The organism is Paenibacillus sabuli (assembly GCF_014705605.1).
In the GTDB taxonomy this organism is placed as follows: Bacteria; Bacillota; Bacilli; order Paenibacillales; family Paenibacillaceae; genus Paenibacillus_D; species Paenibacillus_D sabuli.
On the sequence record NZ_JACXIZ010000070.1, the window covers coordinates 1 to 21,170 of the forward strand.

Consider the following 21,170-nt stretch of genomic DNA (forward strand, 5'->3'; position numbering starts at 1 on the left):
CGGCGCCGGCGCCGCGCGCGGCGGCAGCGGCTCGGCCAGCCAGAGCGATTCGTCCACATTGCCGTTGAAAGCATCGACGAGGTAGACATCTACCGTGTAGGAGGCATCCGGCGTGTTGAACCACTGTGTGAATGCGAAGCTCTCGCCGGCGGCCGCCACCTCGGCAGCTCCGGTGGCGAGCACGCGCCCGTCCCGGCGCAGCTGCGTCACGGCTACGGCCGGTCCGTCGTACTCGCCGGTCGCGGTGCCGGTGACCGTCACTTCGAGATTGCCGTCGCGGCCCGTCGCCGCCTCCAGCTCGTACACCGTCCACAGCGTGTCCGCCGTATACGGCGCGTCCGATACCAGCACGCGGCCCGGCGCCCGCTGCTGAGCGGCATCGCCGGCGAGCCGCACCTGCACAGCCCCCGCATCCAGCGCGCGCGGTCCGACCGATTGCGGATTGGCGCCGGCACGCTGCCAATTCAGTCCGCCGTCCGTGCTATATTGGTAGTCCGATGCCTCCGGATAATCCGGCAGCGCCGCCCAGCCGAACGTATTGGCCGCGTCGTCCACGACCGGCGCCGTCGGCGCATCCGGCACCTCCAGCTCATGGATCGCCGTCAGACGGAAGGCGAAGGCGATATCCGAGCTGGTCGCATTGACCTGATGCACCTCGGCTGCCAGCACATTCTCGCCCTCCACCAGGTAGGCCGGATCAATCGCGTAGCCGTTCCAGTCGCGCTCGTCGCCGACGGTGCCATTGGCATACGTGTCGTAGGCGATGTCGCCCTGCGGCATGTTGGTGCGAATGATCTCGCGCCCGTTGAGATAGACGACCGCGCCGTCGTCGCGGATCAGGTCCGCCTCCAGCGCGACGACGCCGTCCGGGTCCGCCACGTCGAACGTCTGGCGGAAGTACGTCGTCGGATGCTTGTCGCTGACATCCGCGCCGTAGCTCACCACCGTGCCGTGCCCGGTGTTGTCGCGGTTGTAGCCGAGCGGCGCGGCCCCGACGGACCAGGCGCTATCGTCATAGCCGCCTGCATGCCAGCCCGCCTCGGCCGGCTGTCCGCTGTCGTCGTAGCGCCACTGCGACTCGGCCGCGATCAGCTCGGCGCGTCCGAGCAGCTGGTCAATGTCCGCCGTGTAGTCCGTCTGCCGCGGCGCCGCTTCCGGCGAAGCGCCCCATGCGGTGTTGGGCGTGTCTCCCATCTGCAGCTCCAGCACGCCGCCGGCGGTCACTGTGTCGTGGCCGAGCCACGCCTGGTCGAATGCTCCGCCATTCAGCGTCGCCGACTGGATGTAGCGATTGTCCGCCGATACGCCCTCGGCGCGGATCGTGAACGTCTCGCCATTGTCCAGATGCAGGGTCAGCTCCGGGAAGACCGGCGAGCCGATCAGGTAGTACGGATCCCCCGGATTGCCCGGGAACAATCCCATTGCACTGTAGACGAACCACGAGGACATCGCCCCGGCGTCGTCGTCCATCGAGGGCAGATAGCCTTCCGGATCGGCGCGGTAGACGCGCGACTTGATCGGGTGGGCGTACAGTCCGTGATTGTGATAGCGCTGCACGACCTCCTCGGTCGTATATTCGCGTGCGTAATATTGCGTCAGATACGGCAGTCCCAGATAGTTGAACAGATACGGGACATGGAGATCCGGCTCGTTGACCGCCACGTACTCCTGCGCCTCGTCGAAGAAGTACAGCAGGTCCTCCGCCAGCTCCTGCTCGCCGCCGCGCAGCTCGGCCAGCCCCTGGATGTCATGCGGGACGAACCAGCGATACGTCCACAGATTGCCCTGATACGCGTACTCGTTCACATTGGAGACGCGGCTGACGTCGCGACCGTTCGGCGTGAAGAAGCCGCGCACATTCCCCTCGTCATCCGCCTGCTCCGGATTCCACAGCGACTGGTACGATTGCGTCATATCGCGGTACTTCGCATAGGCCGAAGCGTCGCCCAGCATCGCCGCCAGCTTCATCGGATAGTAGGCGCTGTAGGCCTTCTCCAGCTTGCCGGAGATCTGTCCCTCTTCGGTCGCGTAATGATCGGTGTCCTCGGCCATCCCCTGGAGCGCAGTGTACAGCTCCGCTTCGCTCAGCTCCATGCCCTTGCCGATCGCATCGAGCAGGATCGTGCCGCCGAATTCATTGCGCACGCTGGCGCTCGGCCAGTAGCCGCTCGCCCACTGCGTGTACGACCCGCGCGTCTCGTACAGATCGAGCAGCGAGCGCGCCATATGCTCGTACTTCTCCGGCTCGAGCAGCGAGTAGAGCGGATACTTGCGGAAGTCGTCCCACGTCGACCAGCCGTTGTAGTAGTCCACGCCCTCGCCCAGCTCCGACGCCTCGCGGATCGTCGTCTCGTCCTGCCCGCCGCGGAACTGCCCGGTCGAGCTGGTGACGTTGTTCGGGTGAAGGAATGCCTGGTACAGCTTCGTATAGAAGATCTCCTTGAGCTCTTCCTCGCCGCCGCCGATCTCGACCTTGTTCAGCAGCTCGGACCACGTCGCGCGCGCCTCCTCATGCGCGGCATCGAATTCCCAGCCCGCAATCTCGTGCTCGCGCTCATAGGCCGCCTGCTCCGCGCTGATCGCGGACAGCCCGACCTTGGCCTGCACCTCGCGATCCGCGGCCGTATCGAAGTCGAGCCACACCCCGATATTCGTCCCCGTGCGCGATGCGACCTCGCCGACATCGCTGCCCGCCCAGGACGCATACGACGTGAACGGCTGGTCGAACTGGATCGAGTAATACAGCGTGTAGTAGCCGTTGCCGCACACCGTGCGCGACTGCACCATGCCCGAGAGCTCCGTGTCGCTCTCGACCGTCAGGCTCGCGTCCACCATGCCTGCGTACGCATTGGCCAGATCGACGAGCACCGAGCCGTCCGCTTCGCCCTCGGGGAACGTATAGCGATGGAAGCCGACCCGCTCCGAGGCGGTCAGCTCGACCGCGATGCCGGACGCGAGCTCGACCGTGTAGTAACCCGGCGAAGCATCCTGCGAAGCGCGGTCGTAGCGCTCCTTGTACAGACTGCTCGTACGGGCGAAGTCGCCCGTCGACGGCTTCATCAGCACATTGCCGCCCGCGCCGCTGCAGCCGACGCCGTTGAAGCGCGTATGCGAGAAGCCCTTCAGGTTGTTGTCCTGATAGTAGTACCCGCTGAATGCGCCGCCGTCGCTGTCCGGCCCGAGCGAGACGAGCCCGAACGGCACGGTAGCGGCCGGACTCATCTGTCCGTTGTCGCCCATCGTATTGACGAGCGGGTCGACATAGTCGACCGGCGCCAGATCCGTCGGCGGGTAGGCCGGCGTCTGATCCGGCGTCGTGCCGTACAGCTCCAGCTCGAAGATGCGGGCGGTATGCTGCGCCGCTGCGCCCTGCGTCACCAGCAGACGCACGTAGCGCGTCGTGAATACCGGGACGTAGCGGTCGACAACCGACTGCACATTGTCCGTGATGTAGTCGACGTTCGTCCACGTCTCGCCGTCTGCGCTCGTCTGCAGCTGCGCGTCCTGCGTGTTCCAGAACGGGCAGCTGCCGGACTCGCCCATGCAGGCATTGCTTAGCACCCAGCGATTAATGGCATAGTCCTCGCCCAGATCGAGCATCAGCCACTTGTTCGCCGCATCCGACCCGTCGCACCACTTGGTGTCCGTCCGGCCGTCGACGGCGAAGCGCGCCGCCTCGGCCGCGTTGCACTGCCCCGAGGCGGACACCTCGGCGCCGAGCGCCACGTTCCAGCCCTCGGCAATCTCGATCGGCGCCGCCTGCGCCGCCGGGGTACCGGCGGGGAGCGCGATGGCGCCCCCCAGTCCCGACAGCAGCAGCAGTGCTGCCAGCAACGTAATGGCTATCTTTTTCATGAAAGTCTTGCCCTCCCGCTCCATGCTAATTGACCTCCGTCACAAGCCGTCCGATCATCGTCGCCACTTCGGCCCGCGTCGCGCTCGCTAACGGGTGGAAGGCGCCGCCGTAGCCCTCGATCAGCCCGAGCGACCAGGCGCGCTTCACGTCCGCAGACGCCCATTCCGCGATCTCCTCCCGATCCGCAAAAGCAGGCGAACCGCTCACGCTTCCACTCATGCTGCCGCTCATACTCGCGCCCAGCCCTAACAGGTCCGCCGCCCGCGCCAGCAGCGCTGCGGCCTCCTGCCGCGTGATCGCGTCGCCCGGCCGGAAGCGGCCGTCGTAGCCGCGCACCAGTCCGAGCGCCGCCGCCGCATGGACATGCGCTTCGTAGTAGCTGCCCGCCTGCACGTCGTCGAAGCGCACCGCCGCCGACGCTGCCCCTTGCGCAGCATTCGCACCTGCAGCTCCTTGTGCAGCGACTTCCTCCGCGCTCAGCCCTGCGTAATCCAGCCCGCGCATCACCAGCGTGGCGAACTCGGCCCGCGTGATCGCGCGCTGCGGCTCGTAGCGCGCCGCGCCGACGCCGGTCACGATATGCCGCGCCGCCAGCCTGCGCACCTGCTCCTCGGCCCAGTGCCCGCGCAGATCGGCGAAGCGCCGGTCGTAGTGCAGCACGGCATAGGTCGAGAAGTGCGGCGCCGCGAAGGTCAGCGTGCCGTCGTCATCCAGCCGTCCGCCGGCATAGAGCAGCTCGCCGTCATCCACCAGGTAGACGCCGGCCACGGCCGGATCGAGCTGCGCGAGCCGACCCGCATCCAGCGTCAGCCGCACATGTGCCGGCTCTGCCAGCGCGCCCGCATCCGTCTCCTCGTCCCCGTCGAGCACGGTCAGCTCGACGCGCAGCGCCAGATCGGCTGCGGAATAGGCCGTGTCGCCGCCCATCGCCTGCGCCGCCGCCTGCGCGGCCGTCTCGCCCCAGCCGAGCTGCAGCCGGATGCGCAGCCGGCCCGACTCGCGCGCCGTCTCGGCGCTGCCGATCGCGCCGGCCGGGAAGTCGAGTCGCATCCCGCCGCCGCCCAGCACCAGCGCAGCGTCTTGCGCCTCCAGCTCGTACAGCGCTTCGACCGGCAACTCCAGCCAGCCGCCGTCTGCCAACGCTTCGTCCGGCAGCTCGATGACGACGCGGCCCTCCGCCGCCTCCAGCGCGGCCCGGATGCGTGCGATTCCCACGACCAGGCGTCCGCTCGCTTCCATCTCCGGCGCAATGACGCCGCCGCTCGCCTCGCCGGCCTGCGGCGGGATGCGTCCGTCGTCCGCCGCATCGTCCACGTCGCCGCTCTGGCTGTCTTCGTTCGCTCCGTCGCCGCCCGATCCGCCGTCATCCGGATCGGGATCGCCGGGCTCGTCCGGTCCGCCGGGTGCGCCCGGTTCGTCCGGTTCGCCCGGTCCGCCTGGCTCCTCTGGTCCGCCCGGGTCACCCGGCTCGTCTGGTCTGCCGGGTTCGCCCGATTCACCGACGACCTCGAAGGTCGCGCTCGCCGTGACCCCCTGCGCCCCCGCAGTCACCGTGTATGCGCCCAGAGGGGCGAGCACGGCATCCTCGGGGATGCGCACGGACACGTCGTAGCGGCCGTCCGTCACGTCCAACACGTCCACGTACAGCAACGATTGGTCGGGACGGACGATCTGCACCGTCACCCGCGCCGCTGCCGCCGGGGCCGACCCGCTCACCGCCATGCGCTCACCGCGCTTCGCCACGGACGCTCCGAGCTCCAGCGCGAGCCCGTCCGCCACCGCTGCCGCTGTCGCGGTCCCGGCCAGCGCCGGGACCGCGACGAGCAGCAATGCCAGCCACAATGCAATATATCGTTTCACGATTATCATAGCCTCGCTTTCCTCTGCCCTACTCCAGCACGAGCGGCTGCGCCAAATATTCCGCCATCTCCGCACCGCCGACGCGCTCGTCGAATACGAACACCTTCACCCGGTAGTCCGCACCGCTCACCGCGAACCGCTCCTCGACGCTCGTCCGCTTGCCCTCTACCGGCACACCGTGCAGCAGCAGCGGCGTGTCGCCGTCCATCAGCTGCACGACGAGTTGCGCCTCGCCGTCGTACAGCGCGGTCTGTTCCGCCGTCGCGCGTACGATCAGAGTGTCGTCCGCGCGCTTCAGCGTCGCCTCCAGTGCGAACGCATCGTGCACGCTGTTGCGCGTATACGCCTGCCCGGTCGCCAGTACATGGCCTGCCTGCATTCCGCCCGCCGCCTGCACGCGCACCTGCACCTCGCCAGCCGGGTACTCGCCGTCTCCTACCGGCTGCGGATGGGCTGTGACCGGCTGCCAGCTCGCGCCGCCGTCCACACTGTATTCGTACGCGCTCGGCGCAGCGTAACCCGGGACCGCCGTCCAGCCCAGCGTATTGAAGCCGTCGTGCACGACCGCAGCGGTCGGCGCCGCCGGCACCTGGCCATCCACCGACGCACGCGCCGTCTCCGAATTGTCGCGATTGTCCACCGCCGTGACGGCGAAGCTGTAGACCTGCCCGCTGTCCGCCGGCGCGTCGATGAGCTGGGCGTAGTCCGAGCGGCCACCCTCGGCCGGTACGTACAGACTCCAATTGCGTCCGAGCTGGCCGGACTGCTCCACGATGCGGTAGCCGCGCACCGGGTCGTCTGCGCTCGCCCCCGCCTGCTTCGGCGCCAGCCACGACAGCTGGATGCGCCCGTCGCCCGTCGCCCCCGCCGTGAGCGCGCGGACCGGCTGCGGCCGGGCGTCGTCGCGCCTGATCGTGTACGTGTCGAACGGCTCGTCCTCGCCCGAGCGGTACGAGTCGATCGTCAGGCTGTCCGGCGTCATGCGGATGCCGGAGAAGACCGGCTTGCGCGGCTGCTCCATCACCGCCGCATAGTAGTGATCGATGCCGCTCCGCACGTCATAATACTTCGTCCCGACCGCATTGCTCACCATATACAGCGTGCCGTCCGGATTCCGCACCGCGCCGCTCTCGTCCGTCTCGACCTGGGTCACCGGCTCGTCGCCGTACATCTGATGCGAGCGCATGAAGGTATGATCGTGTCCCTGCAGCACGACGTCGATGCCGAGCTCGTCGATCACGCCGTGGAAGTCGCGGCGCAGCTCGAGAATGTCGCCGTCATTGGTGTGCCCGCCGACCGAGTAGATCGCCTTGTGCATCATCAGCACCTTCCACTTGCGGTCGGTCTCGGCGACCTCGCGGCGCAGCCACTCCACCTGCTGGCGGAATGACTCGCGCTGGCGGTCGTCCCAGCCCATGTCCATCGTATTGAGCACCATGAAGTGCGCGTCCCCGTAGTCGAAGGCATAGACGCTGCCCGCCGGCAACTGATCCTCGACCGCGTCGGTCGGATAGTTGAAGTGATACGAGAAGTTGTTATTATAAGGGCCCTCGTGATTGCCGACCGAAGCCTGGATCGGCAGATTGAGCAAATCCGCCTGCGGCTTGCCGAAGAAGTCCAGCCACTGGTACTCGAGCGCGCCGGCGTCGACCTGATCGCCCGCCATCATCAGGAACCTGGCATCCGGGAAGTGGTCCAGTCCCTGGGCCAGCGTATCCGCCCACACCTCGTAGTCGTAGCTGTTGCCGCCCTGAGAGTCGGTCATATACAGCAGCTCGTACGTCGTCTCCGCTTCGCCTTCGGTTACGATGCGGCCGATCGGGCTCCAGTTGTCCACGCTGCCGAGCCGGTACTGGTAGGCGGTGCCTGGCGTCAGGCCGTCCACCACGACCTTGTGACTGACGAAGGAGCCGGTCTCCGAATGGGTAATCTTCAGATTCGTAAGCACCTGGGCGTCGCCCTCGTACACCATGACCGCATCCGAATCAAAGTCCGCGCCAGCCGGCACGACCTCGACGATGCTGTCCAGCGCATCCGCCGGTGCCGTCTGCGGGTCATAACGGGTATACCAGGCGAACGAGCGCTGCGTCTTGGGATCGCCGTAGAGCGACATCGCGATCGCGATCGGCGGCTCCACCGTCACTTGAGGCTCCTCGTCCGAGGCTTGCAGCGACAGCTGGAAATGCAGGTCCGAGCTGGTGCCCGCATTCTGATGCACCTCTGCGGTCAGGACGTTCTCCCCCTCGACCAACAAGGCCGGATCGATGCTGAACGCCTCCTCGGGCCGCTCGTCGCCGACCGCGCCCGAGGCCGGCGTCCGGTAGCCGATCTCTCCCTGCGGCATGTTGACGCGGTACACTTCCTCGCCGTTGAGGTAGACGACCGCGCCGTCGTCGCGCACCAGCGACGCCGTCAACGTCTGCACCTCGGCGGTATGGCCTGCCTGGAACGTATGCCGGAAGTACGACGCGAGGTGCTTGTCCCCGCTGTCCGCCCCGTACCCGATGACGGTGCCCAGCCCGGCATTGTGGCGGTTGTAGCCGAGCGGCGCCGCGCCCGTCTGCCAGACCGCATCGTCGTAGTCCGGCGCGCGCCAGGCGCTGCCCGGATCGCTGCCGTCATCGAGATAGCGCCACTGCGCATCGGCGGCGATCAGCTCGGTCTCGCCGTCGATATACACCGTGTCCGCCACCGTGACGGATGCGTCCTCGCCATACACCGCGCCGGCCACTGTAACCGGGTTTTTCCCGCCATATTGGCCGCCGCTCTGGGCGGCCAGCAGCGGGTGATCGAGCCCGCCTGTCGCATAGACCGTCACCCAGCCCAGCATGAACGCCAGCATCAGGCTCGTCCATGCGCTATGTTGTTTCTTCTTCACTTCTGATCCTCCCATACCGGTAAATTGCATTCTGCCTGCTTGTAGCAGCACACAACTTCACAGTCTAGGGCCGAATTGTTATCGGAGCGCAAAATGGAAGATAAGAACTTGTAAAGACTGGGACAAGAACATGCAATGGCTGGAAAGAGAGAAGCTTGGGCGAGGGCTGGCGAGAAGACTTAATCCGGGAGAATGACGCACGGGGTCAGGAGGGGCGCGGGGATGCGGCGCTTGAAGCGATGGCGAAAAATTGAGGATGTTGTTCATCATAACTTAAAAAAGGGACAGCATGTTCGAAATGCGCAAATAAGGGGCCGCGTGCGCGAAATGCGCAAACCGCTCGAGAGAATGTGGCATCGAGCAGGTCATATACGTTCGATAGATGTGGACCAACGCGGGCGGACGGGGCCAGCGTGGTCTGGCGAGGGCAACAGCCCAACAAGCGCGGGTAGCCTCGAACGGCCTGGGCTGGCGAAGCGCTAATCGTCCATTACAGAATAACCTGATGCGATTGAAACCGTCTTGATCCCTTCACCATCCCCAACGAACCTAACGGTTGCCACAGTGGCTATTGCGCCCAAAAAAGCGTCGATTGAATTGTAACGGTTGCCACAGGTCTTATTTTCTTGAAATCAATCAAAACAACGCGATTGAGGCCAAATAAGCGCTGTGGCAACCGCTAGTCTAGAAATCGCCTGAAATCGACCGAATTAAGCGCGCTGGCAATCGTTAGCTTAGGAGAGATCGATTGCCCATTGCCCGCGTGATGGATTAGCTGTCTTTGGTTATTTCGTGATGGAGCCTAAGCGTCGCTCTTTCCCATTACAGCCAGCTTGAGTAGCTTCGTGTTTACGCATGGGATGCGACCTTAGACAGCTTAAGTTGCGCCTCATCTGACGAGTTTCAATCCACGCATCCGCGAGGGATGCGACTTTATTGTGACACAGATAGCTTAGTTTTTATTGGTGTTTCAATCCACGCATCCGCGAGGGATGCGACAGGTCACGTAAATTCGAGGTTTTACAGACCAAGGTTTCAATCCACGCATCCGCGAGGGATGCGACTCCCAACTCCCACATAAGATCCATCTTTTCTCTGAGTTTCAATCCAGCATCCGCGAGGGATGCGACGAGCGTTCAGCGCCATAACAGGCGCTGAGGTTGGGTTTCAATCCACGCATCCGCGAGGGATGCGACCCGGATCGAGCCGCGTACTTGCTGCCGTCACTGAGTTTCAATCCACGCATCCGCGAGGGATGCGACCTGGGTAGGCCAACCCTTGAAAACCTTTACTGTTGTTTCAATCCACGCATCCGCGAGGGATGCGACCCATCAGCGCAGCACCTTCGCTTTCCATGTGGAAGTTTCAATCCACGCATCCGCGAGGGATGCGACAGCGGCACCCGCGACCCCTTATGGGGCAAGGGATTTCGGGCCCAAAAGTGCGAACCTGTTTTTAGTATACATTTTTTAGGATAAAAAAACGAGTCCATTCGCAAAAAAGCCAGTGCCGGCGCGGGTGCGAACCCCCCAGCGATTTCATGTGCACCTGGGGTTCGCACTTACCGCCCGCCCTTCCTTTCGTCTCGATAAGCCCCCCTCACCATAGCAAGCATGTGTAACGGACACTTTTGTCCGTTAGGAGGCGGGCTAGTCGATAATGTCATTGGTTTCTCGCTCTAACGGTCAAAAATGTCCGTAAGAATGTGGATTTCCGAAGAAATAACCGCTAGCGGACATTTTTGTCCGTTAGTGTAACTTGCTGCAATCGTCCTATCGGCAGATTCCGCATCCGTGCCACGGACTCCCGTCGCCAAGTGAGGCTCATGCCACGCTTTCGAATGAGAGGCACCCTTCGGGACTGGATAAACAGCAAAGCCTGTGTGTGAAGCGTGAGCCATCCGACGAACTGATAAGCAAGATGGATCCGCACACTTGAAACAGCCACTTTTCTTTGCTTCAAGGTGTAAAATGAGGCTGTACATCACTGGGAATGGAGGAACACGGGCAGGATGTATGGAATTATGCTTATTTTCTCACACGCAATCCCCACCAAGCCGACGACATCGCCCAGGACGTATTCATCAAAGCTTACGAACGGATTGCCGATTATCGCGGCGATGCCCCGATCCGGCATTGGCTGCTCGCCATTACGCGCAACATGGCACACAATGCGCGCAATCGCGCCTTCATATCCCGCATGATTCCGCTGGAATGGGTGCGATCCCGCGATGTATCACCATCTGCAGAGCATGAATACTTTACCTCGTCCCGCTTCACGGACCCCATATGAGAGCACGTGATGGCCTTGCCGGTCAAATTCCGCGAGGTGCTGACGCTCCATCTGCGCCACGATCTGCGCGTCGAAGAGATCGCGTCCCTGCTGCGCATTCCTGCTGGTACGGTGAAGTCCAGATTGCACCGTGCCCGACAAAATCTAGCAACCCAACTAAAGGGAGGAGATCCGCATGAATAGGCGAGAATGGGAACACCGTCTGCAGACCGGGCCGTTCCGTGAACGAACCTTTACCTATCGCCATATGCGCCGCATTGCCGAGCGTCTCGCCTCCGGCCCCCCACGGAGCAAGATACGGTTACCGGCTTATATCGGCCCGGCAGACGCCGTATTCCTCTTGCTCGGTCTGCTCGGATTCGCACCTGCGCTGCTGCGCGAGTACGCCCCTGTCGCGCCTGCGGCGATCACCGACGCCGATACGCCTGTCGAGTTGCCGCTTTTGCGGCCGGTCGGCAATCAGTTCGCATTCGATCCGATGTATGACAACATGGATCAGGGACGTAAAGTACTCATGGAAGGCGCGCTGGTGGATCCAGATTATTACCGGTCGCATGCCTTGCGGCGCGGCGACATCGTCTATTATGACGGCTCGCTCCTCTCGGACCGGCTGCAGCAGCAGGAGCTTAGCCGCGTGGTGGGCCTGCCGGGCGAGACAATCTCGATCCGTGACGGTCAACTCTATGTGGATGGGATGCGACTCGATACCTTCTACGGCTCAGCACGCTGGGGTGGAATGGATCGCGAGGCCTTCCTCGCGTTATCTGACAGCCCGAACCTGAACAAGGCTAACATTCTTGAGGCCACATACGGCTTTACCTTGGAAGCCATCACGCTGCCGCCGGACGCCGTCTTCCTGGTCGGGGACAACTGGCTGCTGAGTCTGGACAGCCGCTATCTGGGGCCGGTCCCGGTCGAGCACATCCATGGCAAAGTGGTCGGACGCGCCGCTTCCAAGTAAATGCGTACTGAATGAACGGAGACTACGGCATCCGTTACGTCACGAAGACGATCTGGCGCCGCGATCGCGCAGCCACTTCACCAGCGTGTCCGATGCGCTACGCATAGCCGCATCCAGAGGAGTGCGTCCATCCCATACGGCGGCCCAATTCAACTCGGCTCCGCGTTCGAGCAAGGACTCGGCCGCTCGGAGCTGACCGCCATAACAGGCGCACCAGAAGGCGACCGTGACTTCGTGCGTCGACGAAGAAGGACGGGGCCCACTTCCATTCCCACCCATTCCCCAAGGATAACGTCGATTCAGCACATCTCCTGCAAAATGTGCCTCTATCGCTTCCAAGCGACCGAGCGCGGCCGCGTGCCAGAGCGAAAAGTCGGCGCCGCGCTCCACCAACCGACGAGCAGCCTCCCACTGTCCGAACGCGACTGCATCGTCCAGTGGCGTGCCGCCAGCAATGACCGCACCCGGAGCCTCAATATCGGCCCCGGTATCCAGCAATGCATCAAGCACATCAATGTCGTTGCTGCTGGCTGCCCAGTGCAACGGCGTCTCCATATGAGCGCCGACGAATCGAGCATTGACATCAGCTCCGGCTCGGACCAGTATCGCTACGGTCGCCGCGCCGCCGGGGAAGTGGCCGGGCCAGTCGGCCGCCACATGCAGCGGTGTACGAGACATCTCGCGTTGACGACCGTCAATGGCGACAATTCGCGCAGTCGCTAATCCCGGGTGCGCAGTGAGCAGATGTTGCAGCGCCGAAGTGTCCCCGGTGCGAATTGCTTCGAGCAAAGCCACAGCAAGCGGATCGGTCTCGTTGATCCTCATCTGCTCAATCCTCCCTTCACAACAGAATCGCCCGCATTCCGACCGAGGCCCATAACGTTGCATCGAAGCGTGCAGTTCCCGGCCTATGTAGCCTTACCGCAAACCGCAAACGAAAATCAGCTCCGGTCCTTCGCTGGACGGACGCCGATCAAACCAGCCATACGCCTCGTGCACCATGAAGCCGGCCTTTTCGAGCAGCCCGCGCAGATCCTCTTCCTCATACCATCTCATCCGCACACCTTCCCGAAGCTCGTTGACGTTACCGTCCGCCTCCGTGACGCGATAGATGAAGTCCGTCCAAAGCAAACGACGCTCTGAATCGCTGGCCCTCTTGATCGAGTATCGGGTCACCTTCTGGCCTCCCGCAATCTCCGCTTCAAAGTCGAACTTTTCCTTCTTCTCCGCCCATGCCGCTCCCATAGGACCGCGCGGCTTGAACACGTGTACGATCAAACGACCGTGCTGCTCCAAATGACGCCGAGCGCACGCCAGACATTGGAGCACCTGTGCATCCGACTCCAGCAATTGCAAGCTGCGGAACGGGATCAAGATCAGACGAAACGCTTGAGCCAAAGCAAAGTCCGTCATGTCCCCGCATGTCACATGCAGGCGAGTTTGCACAGCTTCCGGGTACGTCTCGGCTTTTTGCTCGAGTACGGCCAGCATCTCTGGCGAAAGGTCGAGTCCCCATACGCGACTGCCTTGCTCCGCAAGCGCAAGTGCGATCCGGCCAGTACCGCATGCCAGCTCCAGCACGTTGCCGCCCATTCGGCGCGCCCTTTCTTGATAAAAGGGGAGATCCGCTGTCACAATCGGTCGTGGATCGGCATCATACAGCCACGCCGTCCCCGCATAGCGGTTGTACACACGCACCACGCCCTTTCCTTTGTTTCATTCCACGCTCCGCGAGGGATGCGACGAAAATAAGATCTACATCAACTTGATTAAATTGCCCCCATGTAAAGAGTCTTACGGCACGATCCTGGCGTTAAAAGTGTCTACAATAATATCAATATAATGTTTTATGGGCTTCTGTAATCTAATCTTCCTCCAATGGTTTTCGTTTTCCTTACACTCTGTACTATCCATCTTATAAACTTTTTTTCGTTGAAGAGTACGGATTGTAATACTTAAATTTTACAATGTCATCCGCTTCTATGCTGATTAACTCTGATAATGCAACAAATAACTTAATAGGGACATCAAGTTTTCCTTGTTCATATAAGTTATATGCTGACTGATTTATTTTAAGTATTTGAGAAAGTTCGGTCTGAGTATAACCTCTCCCTTCCCGCCCTTCCTTTAGAGTTCCATCTTTAAGAGAGACATTTTTTATTTTTGATTTTAATTTAACTTCCGCAGTTGGGATCGGAGCGCTCATAATAAATTCTTTATATCGCTTAATTTTGTCTGCTGCCATCGGATAATCTTCTTTTAGTTCAAATTGAGATATTTGAGCATAGCTACATCCAACGTGTTCACCTACTTTAGTAGCAGTAAGTTTTTTAGATAATCTCATTTCTCTTAGTTTTGCACGCTCTTTCGATGTCATTATTATCTACCTCCTCTCCGACCACGCATCCGCGAGGGATGCGACATTTCGCTGGAGAACTCGCTTCGTATTTCACGTGTTTCAATCCACGCATCCGCGAGGGATGCGACTGATTCCATGACACCGCACCGGAAACAACGTGCGTTTCAATCCACGCATCCGCGAGGGATGCGACACCATCGACACGGCGTTGCCCCACATGCCCATTTGTTTCAATCCACGCATCCGCGAGGGATGCGACGCACGCGGGCCTCTTCTGTAATCTCTCTTTGTATGTTTCAATCCACGCATCCACGAGGGATGCGACTACGTGGTATTTGACCCGTAATGCAACGATCAAAGTTTCAATCCACGCATCCACGAGGGATGCGACATGCGGTGTTTCGGACCATATACGTAGCTGGGGTGTTTCAATCCACGCATCCACGAGGGATGCGACACTAAAGGTGTCAAAAAGTTCAATCGGCATGTATGTTTCAATCCACGCATCCACGAGGGATGCGACCGGTAGAGTAGCCCCTAGAGGGCTTTTTATTTTGGGTTTCAATCCACGCATCCACGAGGGATGCGACGCGCCATGTCTGGTGTCGGTAGCCAAACGCCTGGTTTCAATCCACGCATCCACGAGGGATGCGACGAAAATCGCACTACCCGCGATGCCCAGGGCGATGTTTCAATCCACGCATCCACGAGGGATGCGACATTTAATTTCAAGGGGGCCAAACCATGCCGTACGTTTCAATCCACGCATCCACGAGGGATGCGACGCGCGCGATCGGCGACCTCGTCGCCGCGTGGTGGTTTCAATCCACGCATCCACGAGGGATGCGACACAGCAAATTGTGGACCATCAGTATTCGCATTTTGTTTCAATCCACGCATCCACGAGGGATGCGACAAGGACAATTGTTGCCGGTGCCTAAGCCGTGTGGTTTCAATCCACGCATCCACGAGGGATGCGACTCGTCAAGTCCATCACCGGCACCGGAACAAAGATCGTTTCAATCCACGCATCCACGAGGGATGCGACTTGCCGAGGGCGCGGGCGTCGATACAGCCATTGAGTTTCAATCCACGCATCCACGAGGGATGCGACGGATACAATCCACTTGATCGGGGGGTTGCAGCGTGTTTCAATCCACGCATCCACGAGGGATGCGACGCGTCGGAGTCTGGCACGGAGGAGGACCGTAATGTTTCAATCCACGCATCCACGAGGGATGCGACAACACGCGCCCAAAAATCGAACCGGAATAAAAATGTTTCAATCCACGCATCCACGAGGGATGCGACACCTTAGTGGAGGCTTGGGCAGATACAGCACGTAAGTTTCAATCCACGCATCCACGAGGGATGCGACTTGTAGTCCCTGCTTTTTTTCGGGTCGTACATCCGTTTCAATCCACGCATCCACGAGGGATGCGACACCGGATTAATCTCGATTAGATTTTCCGTAGATAGTTTCAATCCACGCATCCACGAGGGATGCGACCGAACCGCGCAAGATTGCAGTGCTGGTGCACAGGTTTCAATCCACGCATCCACGAGGGATGCGACAGCGGCACCCGCGAGCCCTTATGGGGCAAGGGATTCCGGGCTCAAAAGTGCGAACCTGTTTTTAGTATACATTTTTGGGGCTAAAAAAACGAGTCTATTTGCAAAAAAGCCAGTGCCGGCGCGGGGTGCGAACCTCCCAGGGATTTCATGTGCACCTGGGGTTCGCACTAGTCGCCCTTGCTATCATCACGATCGGTCCCCCTCTTTGCAGCTTCCTTGTGTGTAACGAACATTTTTGTCCATTAGTGCAAACCTGAAACGCTTACCGCTGCCACGGTGCTTTCTCTTTATCGCTCATTGGGCTTGATCTCTCGACGGTTCAGCGGACAGTCGCGGCTTGCAGGCCGACCGGCTTCCCGCGCTTACACAACCTTGCACCTGGCTTAATTCTGCCTTGACATTGCCCCGATATACTGGACATATCACGCAGATTGCACGATGCTGCATGATGTAGAAAGGAGAACGCCAATGGGACTTCACACGTATTTCCAATCGCTGAACGATCTGGAGCGCATCATTCGCTGCCCCGGCAAGTTCAAATTCGAGGAGCACAGCGTGTCCGCGCACTCCTGGAAGGTCGTGCAATACGCCAAGACCCTCGCCGATATCGAGGAGCAGCACGGGGTGCAGATTGACTGGAAGAAGCTGTACGAGATTACGAGCAGCCACGATTACGGGGAGATCTTCATCGGCGACATCAAGACGCCGGTCAAGCACTTTTCCCTGGAGCTGCGTGCGATGCTGCAGCAGGTAGAGGAAGGGATGGTCGCCCATTTCATTGCGGAACACATTCCCGAGGATCTGAAGCCCATCTTCCGCCGGCAGCTGCGCGAAGGCAAGGACGATTCGGTCGAGGGACGCATTCTGGAGGTGGCAGACAAGCTGGACCAGGTGTACGAGGCCTTCTCCGAGCTGAAGCGGGGCAATACGGAAAAAGAATTCGTGACAATGTATCGCCAGGCGCTGGTCAAAATCAAGCAGATTCGGCTGCACGGCGTCGATTATTTCCTCGAACGCATCCTGCCCGATCTGGTGAGCGAGGGCACGCAGTGTCCGATCGACCTGCGCCAGATTACCGACGAAGCGCTCGCCATGTGAGGCGCACATCCGCATCCGCCGAGTGCCCGCCATCTCTGATTCAGCTATACGCCCCCGTGCCGACCTCAGCCCTATTCCGCCTGACTCCGTCTTATTCCACTCGTCTCATCCCGCGCAGCACGTCCTGCACCAGCTCGTCCGACCACAATTCCTGATGCAGCTTGACCCTACGCTCCAGCATCGCCTCGACCAGCTCCACATCCCAGACCGCCTCGCTCGCACGCAGCCGAGCGCACTCCGACTCGCCGAGCGGGATGCCATGGGCCGCATAGCGCCGGTAGGTAGCCGCATCCATCCGCCATGCACGATACATCGCCGGGTACCGATAACGCAAGCCGTTCGCGATCCCGAGTCCCGCCGCGTCGAGATCGCCGGCATACTGCAGCGTACGCGCCGCGCTTGCGCCCAATAGCCCGTCAAGCAGCCGGATGACCGCCGTCGTCGGCTGACCGCTGCCGCAGACGACGACAGGCTGGCTCAAGGCGACGCGCCCCTTCGTCCTATCGCCTGTGCCGGACAGTCTCCGGGCGGCATCGATCACCTCCGCGAATACGGACGGGTTCTCCACCATGAAGATCCGGTCCGCAGTCAGCCCCTCCAACTGCCCGGACACGAGCCGCTCCGCTTGGCGCAGCGTCAGCACCCGCTCCTCCCATTCCCCGAACAGCTCGGGTGCATATAGCATGACCTGGGAAGATAGATCATCATCGGCGACGCCGCCGCGCCGGTAGCCTTCGCGAATAAGCAGGGCTTGCCGGTGCCCGCCGTCCGGCACGTTCGGCGCATCCGGCACCTCCGGCGTATCCGGCACTCCCGGTGCATCCGGTGTATCCGGCACTCCCGGTGCATCCGGTGTATCCTGCCCATCCGGTGCGTCCGGTGCATGCTGCCCATCCAGTGCGTCCGGTGCATCCTGCCCGTCCAGCGCATCCGCAGCGGAGGCGCGCGAAGCAGACACGCCCGTTGCATCTGACGAAGGCGACGCGGCGGGCCAATCCGCTGCTCCGCCCGACGTATCCGCGACCTGTATAGCCGGCTGCCGGTTGCCCGATCCCGACACGGCCTCCAGCCCCCACCAGAACAGCCGCCCGAGCGGCTGCTTCCAATCGAGGGCATGGGCATCGCCGGTCACCTCCGCGGCCAGCACCGGCAGCCGGACCGGACGCGCGCCCCCCGGCTCGTCCAGGCGGCGCAGCGCGCGCACGCAATCGCGCAGGCAGCGCTGCGCCTGCTCCGGCGATTGGCCAAAGACGAGACGCAGCGTACGGCTGCCGGGCACGCGCTCCGCGGCCAGCCCCCGGACCCACGCGGCCAGGCGCGCATCCGCCGAGCCGACGGTCGGCGGCGACGGGACGTCGCTTACCGATCCGCATGCGCTCGGCGCCACGCAGTCGTTCGCCGGCCTGCCTGCGTACAGTGGCTTGCCCTCCTTCGCAGACTCGCCCTCGTCCGGTGACGAGCCGCCGCTCGCCGAAGTATCGTCCCCGGGCGGCTCGAGCCGCCAGCCGGGCAGCGCCTGCTCCAGCGCCGCCTCGATCATCGCGCGCCAGCGCGCATCCGTCTGCGCCTCCCGCTGCTCCCGCGTCAGCACCGGCGCGCCGCGCAGCAGCGCCAGCAGCTCCGGCACCGTCAGCGCATAGCGGCTCTCGCGCAGCAGCCGCTCGAACTTCTGCAGCGAATAGCGACGAGTCTGATCCGGCGCAGGCGGCGTGTAGGTCTGGTAGAAGGCGTCGAGCGTCTTGCGCTCCTCGTCGGTCACCGCGCTCAGCGTCACATAGCCGCGCACGCCGTGGCGCGAGGCGCTGTATTGGCGCTCGAGCAGGCGCAGGAAGCGCGCGAAGCCCGGCTGGCCGAAGTAGCGCCTCGCCGCTTCGCGCTCCTTCATGACGTCCCGCCCTCCTCGGCAGCGGCCACCGACTCCAGCAGCCGGCCGTCCCAGCGGTAGCGGAAGACGGTCACGAAGTCCGCGTCCTTGGGGCGGTAGATCTCGCAGATGCCCAGTCGGGGCACCGTATCGTAGCAGCCCCACAGCACCTGCGAGGTCATCATGTAATCGAAGTCCATCTCCGTCAGCAAGCCGAACAAGTCGCGGATATTCTCGTCGTCGACGCCGGCGAACGCCTCGTCGAGCGAGATGATCTTGGGCGCCTCCGCGCTCGCGTCAGCGTATCTCGAGTACGTCGCCGCGAACAGCGGGATGTACATCGACATCGCCTTCTCCCCGCCGCTCAGCACGTTGAAGCGGGCGTCGGTCAGCTCGCGATAATTCGACTCGCCGCCCTTCTTGTAGCGCAGCGCGAACTGGAACCACGAGCGATAATCCAGCATGTCGTAAATGTGCTTGCGCAGCGCCTCGCGCTCCTCGAGCGCGCCTTGCTTGGCCCATTGCACCCGCGAACGGAAATGCCCGACCAGCCGCTCCACCTCGTCGTCGTGCAGCAGATGGGCGTCCTTGCGCAGCAGCTGCACGAGCTCGTCGCTATTGAGCTCCGACTCCGACTGCGCCGCCCGCGGCACCCACTGCAGCTGCAGCTTGAGCCCGCTCGAGGTGTCGCGCTCGGCCATTAGCCGATTCATCTCCGCCAGCCACAGCTCCGCGCGCTGGATGCGCTGGCGGATCGACTTGCCCACGCTGCGCAGGATGATCTCCTCGAACAGCTCGCGGTCCTTGTCGCTGAGCAGATGCTCCTGCTCGAGCAGATGATCGCCGAGCTCGGCCAGCAGCGCCGAGGGCTGCTGCGGCCGCGTGCGGTCGCGCAGCGAGAGCAGCGTGATGCGCCCCGCCTCGCTGATCTCGATCTCCAGCACGTACTCGGCGAGCAGCTGCTTGGACGCATTGTAATGGTCCTGCACCGTGCCGCTCAGCCGCTCCCGGGCCGAGCGCCCGACCAGCCGCTCCAGCTCCGCCGTGAGCGCCTGACAGACGGCGAGCCACTGTCCCTGATCCTGCTCCTGCCCTTGCTCGTCTTCGGCGCCGGTCAGCTCGCGACCTCCGGTCTCGGGGACGAGCCCCCGCTCCCACTCCGCGAAGTAGTCGCGCCGCCGCCGCTCCTGCTCCTCGGCCTTGTCTTGCTCGCGCTCGGCGAGCACCCTCTGGCGCTCGCGCAGCACCTCGTGCCGCGAGGCCGCTTCGACCAGCGCCTGCGCCAGCCGGTCGCGCTCGGCGTCCAGCTCGCGGCGCCGGGTCTTGAGCGCGCTGAGCCGGCTGTACAGATCGCCAATACCGAGTTCCTCCATCAGCTTGCGCAGCTGCTCGGCCTTGACCTTGAGCCCGTACTGCTTGTCCAGCAGCTCATCGCGCCGCTCCTCCTCCAGCTCTGCCGTCTCAGCCAGCTCGCGCGCCTCGGCCGCGCAGCGCGCCGCCTCCTGCAGGTGCTGCCGATACTCGCGCCAGTCCGAGACGAGCTGCGACATGCCCTCCAGATAAGCGCCGACGCCGCGCAGCGCCTCCTGCAGATCACGCAGCGTCTTGAGCCGCGTCCAGCCCGCCGTAGCGGCGATGAACGCCTGCTTGAGCTCGCTCCACTGCTGCTGCTTGACGCGCAGCTGATCAGCCTGCTTGCGCTCCTGCTCCAGCAGCAGCCGAAAGCGCGTCGTCGCCTCGTACTGCGCCGACCAGGCGGCGAGCAGCGCCTCGTGCGACTCGTCGCCGAGCGGGAATGCCGCCAGCTCGCGCTCCAGGCGAGCCAGCCCCGCCTCCTGCTCGCCGATCTGCGCGCGCAGCGCCGCCAGCGCCTCGTCGCAGACGGCGATCGCCTCGCCCAGCCGGGCGATCTCCGCTTGCTGGAAGCGGCGCCGCGCCTCGCGCCCGATGTACTGGGCGCGGTGGCTCGTCCCGTCCAGCCGGGCCGCCAGCGGGCCGAACCGGTAATGATCCGTCCCGATGACCGGCGGACCTTGCTCGGCCGCGGCCTCCACCGGCTCCATCGCTTCGCCCCAGGCGAACGAGCGCAGCGCGGCCTCCACCTGCGCCGCCGTCAGCCCCGACTCGGCGGGCGGCGTCGGGCGCAGGACGTCCGCCAGCGTATAGCCCCACTCGATCGGCTGCGGCACGATCCAGCTCTCCTCGTCGTGCTCGCCCTGGACGGCGATGCGCCCATCCGGGCGCAGCCAGGCGTCGAGCGCGCCGCTGCCGAGCAGCGTCAGCTCGATGGCCGCGCGCTGCGCCTCTCCGATATGCGGCAGGAACTCGCACGCCTCGTAGAGCGGCGCGCCCGCACCGGCCGTATAGCCGGCGCGCGTGCGGCGCCGCGCCTCGCTGCGCGGCGGCTCCGGCTCGCGGCTGCGCGCC

At 62.9% G+C, this 21,170-nt stretch carries 12 protein-coding genes and 1 CRISPR repeat array; of the genes, 4 read left to right on the forward strand and 8 right to left on the reverse strand.

The window, feature by feature from the left end; all coding sequences use genetic code 11:
- The 3 genes from IDH44_RS25205 to IDH44_RS25215 all read right to left on the reverse strand — a co-directional run.
- Positions 1 to 3,855, reverse strand: a 3,855-nt coding sequence (locus tag IDH44_RS25205; RefSeq protein ID WP_223870025.1) for a GH92 family glycosyl hydrolase, incomplete at its 3' end; no start/stop codon positions are given.
- Positions 3,856 to 3,880: 25 nt separating this feature from the next.
- Positions 3,881 to 5,716, reverse strand: coding sequence for an S-layer homology domain-containing protein (locus tag IDH44_RS27275; RefSeq protein WP_190921592.1), 1,836 nt, complete (start codon positions 5,714 to 5,716; stop codon positions 3,881 to 3,883).
- 28 nt (positions 5,717 to 5,744) lie between these two features.
- Entirely contained in the window at positions 5,745 to 8,594 is a 2,850-nt protein-coding gene (locus tag IDH44_RS25215; protein ID WP_190921593.1) for a metallophosphoesterase, read from the reverse strand.
- A gap of 1,992 nt (positions 8,595 to 10,586) precedes the next feature.
- Between IDH44_RS25215 and IDH44_RS26825 the strand changes: the two genes are divergently transcribed.
- Genes IDH44_RS26825 through lepB form a run of 3 tightly spaced genes read left to right on the forward strand, consistent with a single transcriptional unit; the run spans position 10,587 to position 11,847 of the window.
- The gene (locus tag IDH44_RS26825; protein WP_223870026.1) at positions 10,587 to 10,886 is read left to right on the forward strand and encodes an RNA polymerase sigma factor; all 300 of its coding nucleotides are present in this window, start codon (positions 10,587 to 10,589) and stop codon (positions 10,884 to 10,886) included.
- A 9-nt stretch (positions 10,887 to 10,895) separates the two neighbouring features.
- Complete coding sequence (locus IDH44_RS26830; RefSeq protein WP_223870027.1) at positions 10,896 to 11,069, forward strand: sigma factor-like helix-turn-helix DNA-binding protein; 174 nt, start codon at positions 10,896 to 10,898, stop codon at positions 11,067 to 11,069.
- Positions 11,062 to 11,847 (forward strand): signal peptidase I, encoded by a 786-nt coding sequence (lepB, locus tag IDH44_RS25225; protein WP_190921594.1) that lies wholly within the window; start codon positions 11,062 to 11,064, stop codon positions 11,845 to 11,847. Before IDH44_RS26830 ends, lepB begins: the two co-directional genes overlap by 8 nt.
- 39 nt (positions 11,848 to 11,886) lie before the next feature.
- Here the strand turns inward: lepB and IDH44_RS25230 are convergent, their stop codons facing one another.
- From IDH44_RS25230 to IDH44_RS25240, 3 genes are all read right to left on the reverse strand, one after another.
- The gene (locus IDH44_RS25230) at positions 11,887 to 12,672 is read right to left on the reverse strand and encodes an ankyrin repeat domain-containing protein (RefSeq protein WP_190921595.1); all 786 of its coding nucleotides are present in this window, start codon (positions 12,670 to 12,672) and stop codon (positions 11,887 to 11,889) included.
- Between the two features lie 93 nt (positions 12,673 to 12,765).
- Positions 12,766 to 13,545, reverse strand: coding sequence for a class I SAM-dependent methyltransferase (locus tag IDH44_RS25235; protein WP_190921596.1), 780 nt, complete (start codon positions 13,543 to 13,545; stop codon positions 12,766 to 12,768).
- A 217-nt stretch (positions 13,546 to 13,762) separates the two neighbouring features.
- Entirely contained in the window at positions 13,763 to 14,224 is a 462-nt protein-coding gene (locus IDH44_RS25240) for a helix-turn-helix transcriptional regulator (protein ID WP_190921597.1), read from the reverse strand.
- A 13-nt stretch (positions 14,225 to 14,237) separates the two neighbouring features.
- Positions 14,238 to 15,781: a CRISPR direct-repeat array (repeat unit 32 nt; unit sequence GTTTCAATCCACGCATCCACGAGGGATGCGAC).
- A 468-nt stretch (positions 15,782 to 16,249) separates the two neighbouring features.
- Here IDH44_RS25240 and IDH44_RS25245 point away from each other — a divergent pair.
- Positions 16,250 to 16,879: an HD domain-containing protein gene (locus tag IDH44_RS25245; RefSeq protein ID WP_190921598.1), complete on the forward strand. Its 630-nt coding sequence runs from the start codon at positions 16,250 to 16,252 to the stop codon at positions 16,877 to 16,879.
- A 91-nt stretch (positions 16,880 to 16,970) separates the two neighbouring features.
- Here IDH44_RS25245 and IDH44_RS25250 read toward each other — a convergent pair whose 3' ends face one another.
- Complete coding sequence (locus IDH44_RS25250) at positions 16,971 to 18,764, reverse strand: TIGR02679 domain-containing protein (RefSeq protein WP_190921599.1); 1,794 nt, start codon at positions 18,762 to 18,764, stop codon at positions 16,971 to 16,973.
- Positions 18,761 to 21,170, reverse strand: a 2,410-nt coding sequence (locus IDH44_RS25255; protein ID WP_190921600.1) for a TIGR02680 family protein, incomplete at its 5' end; no start/stop codon positions are given. The genes IDH44_RS25250 and IDH44_RS25255, both read right to left, overlap by 4 nt.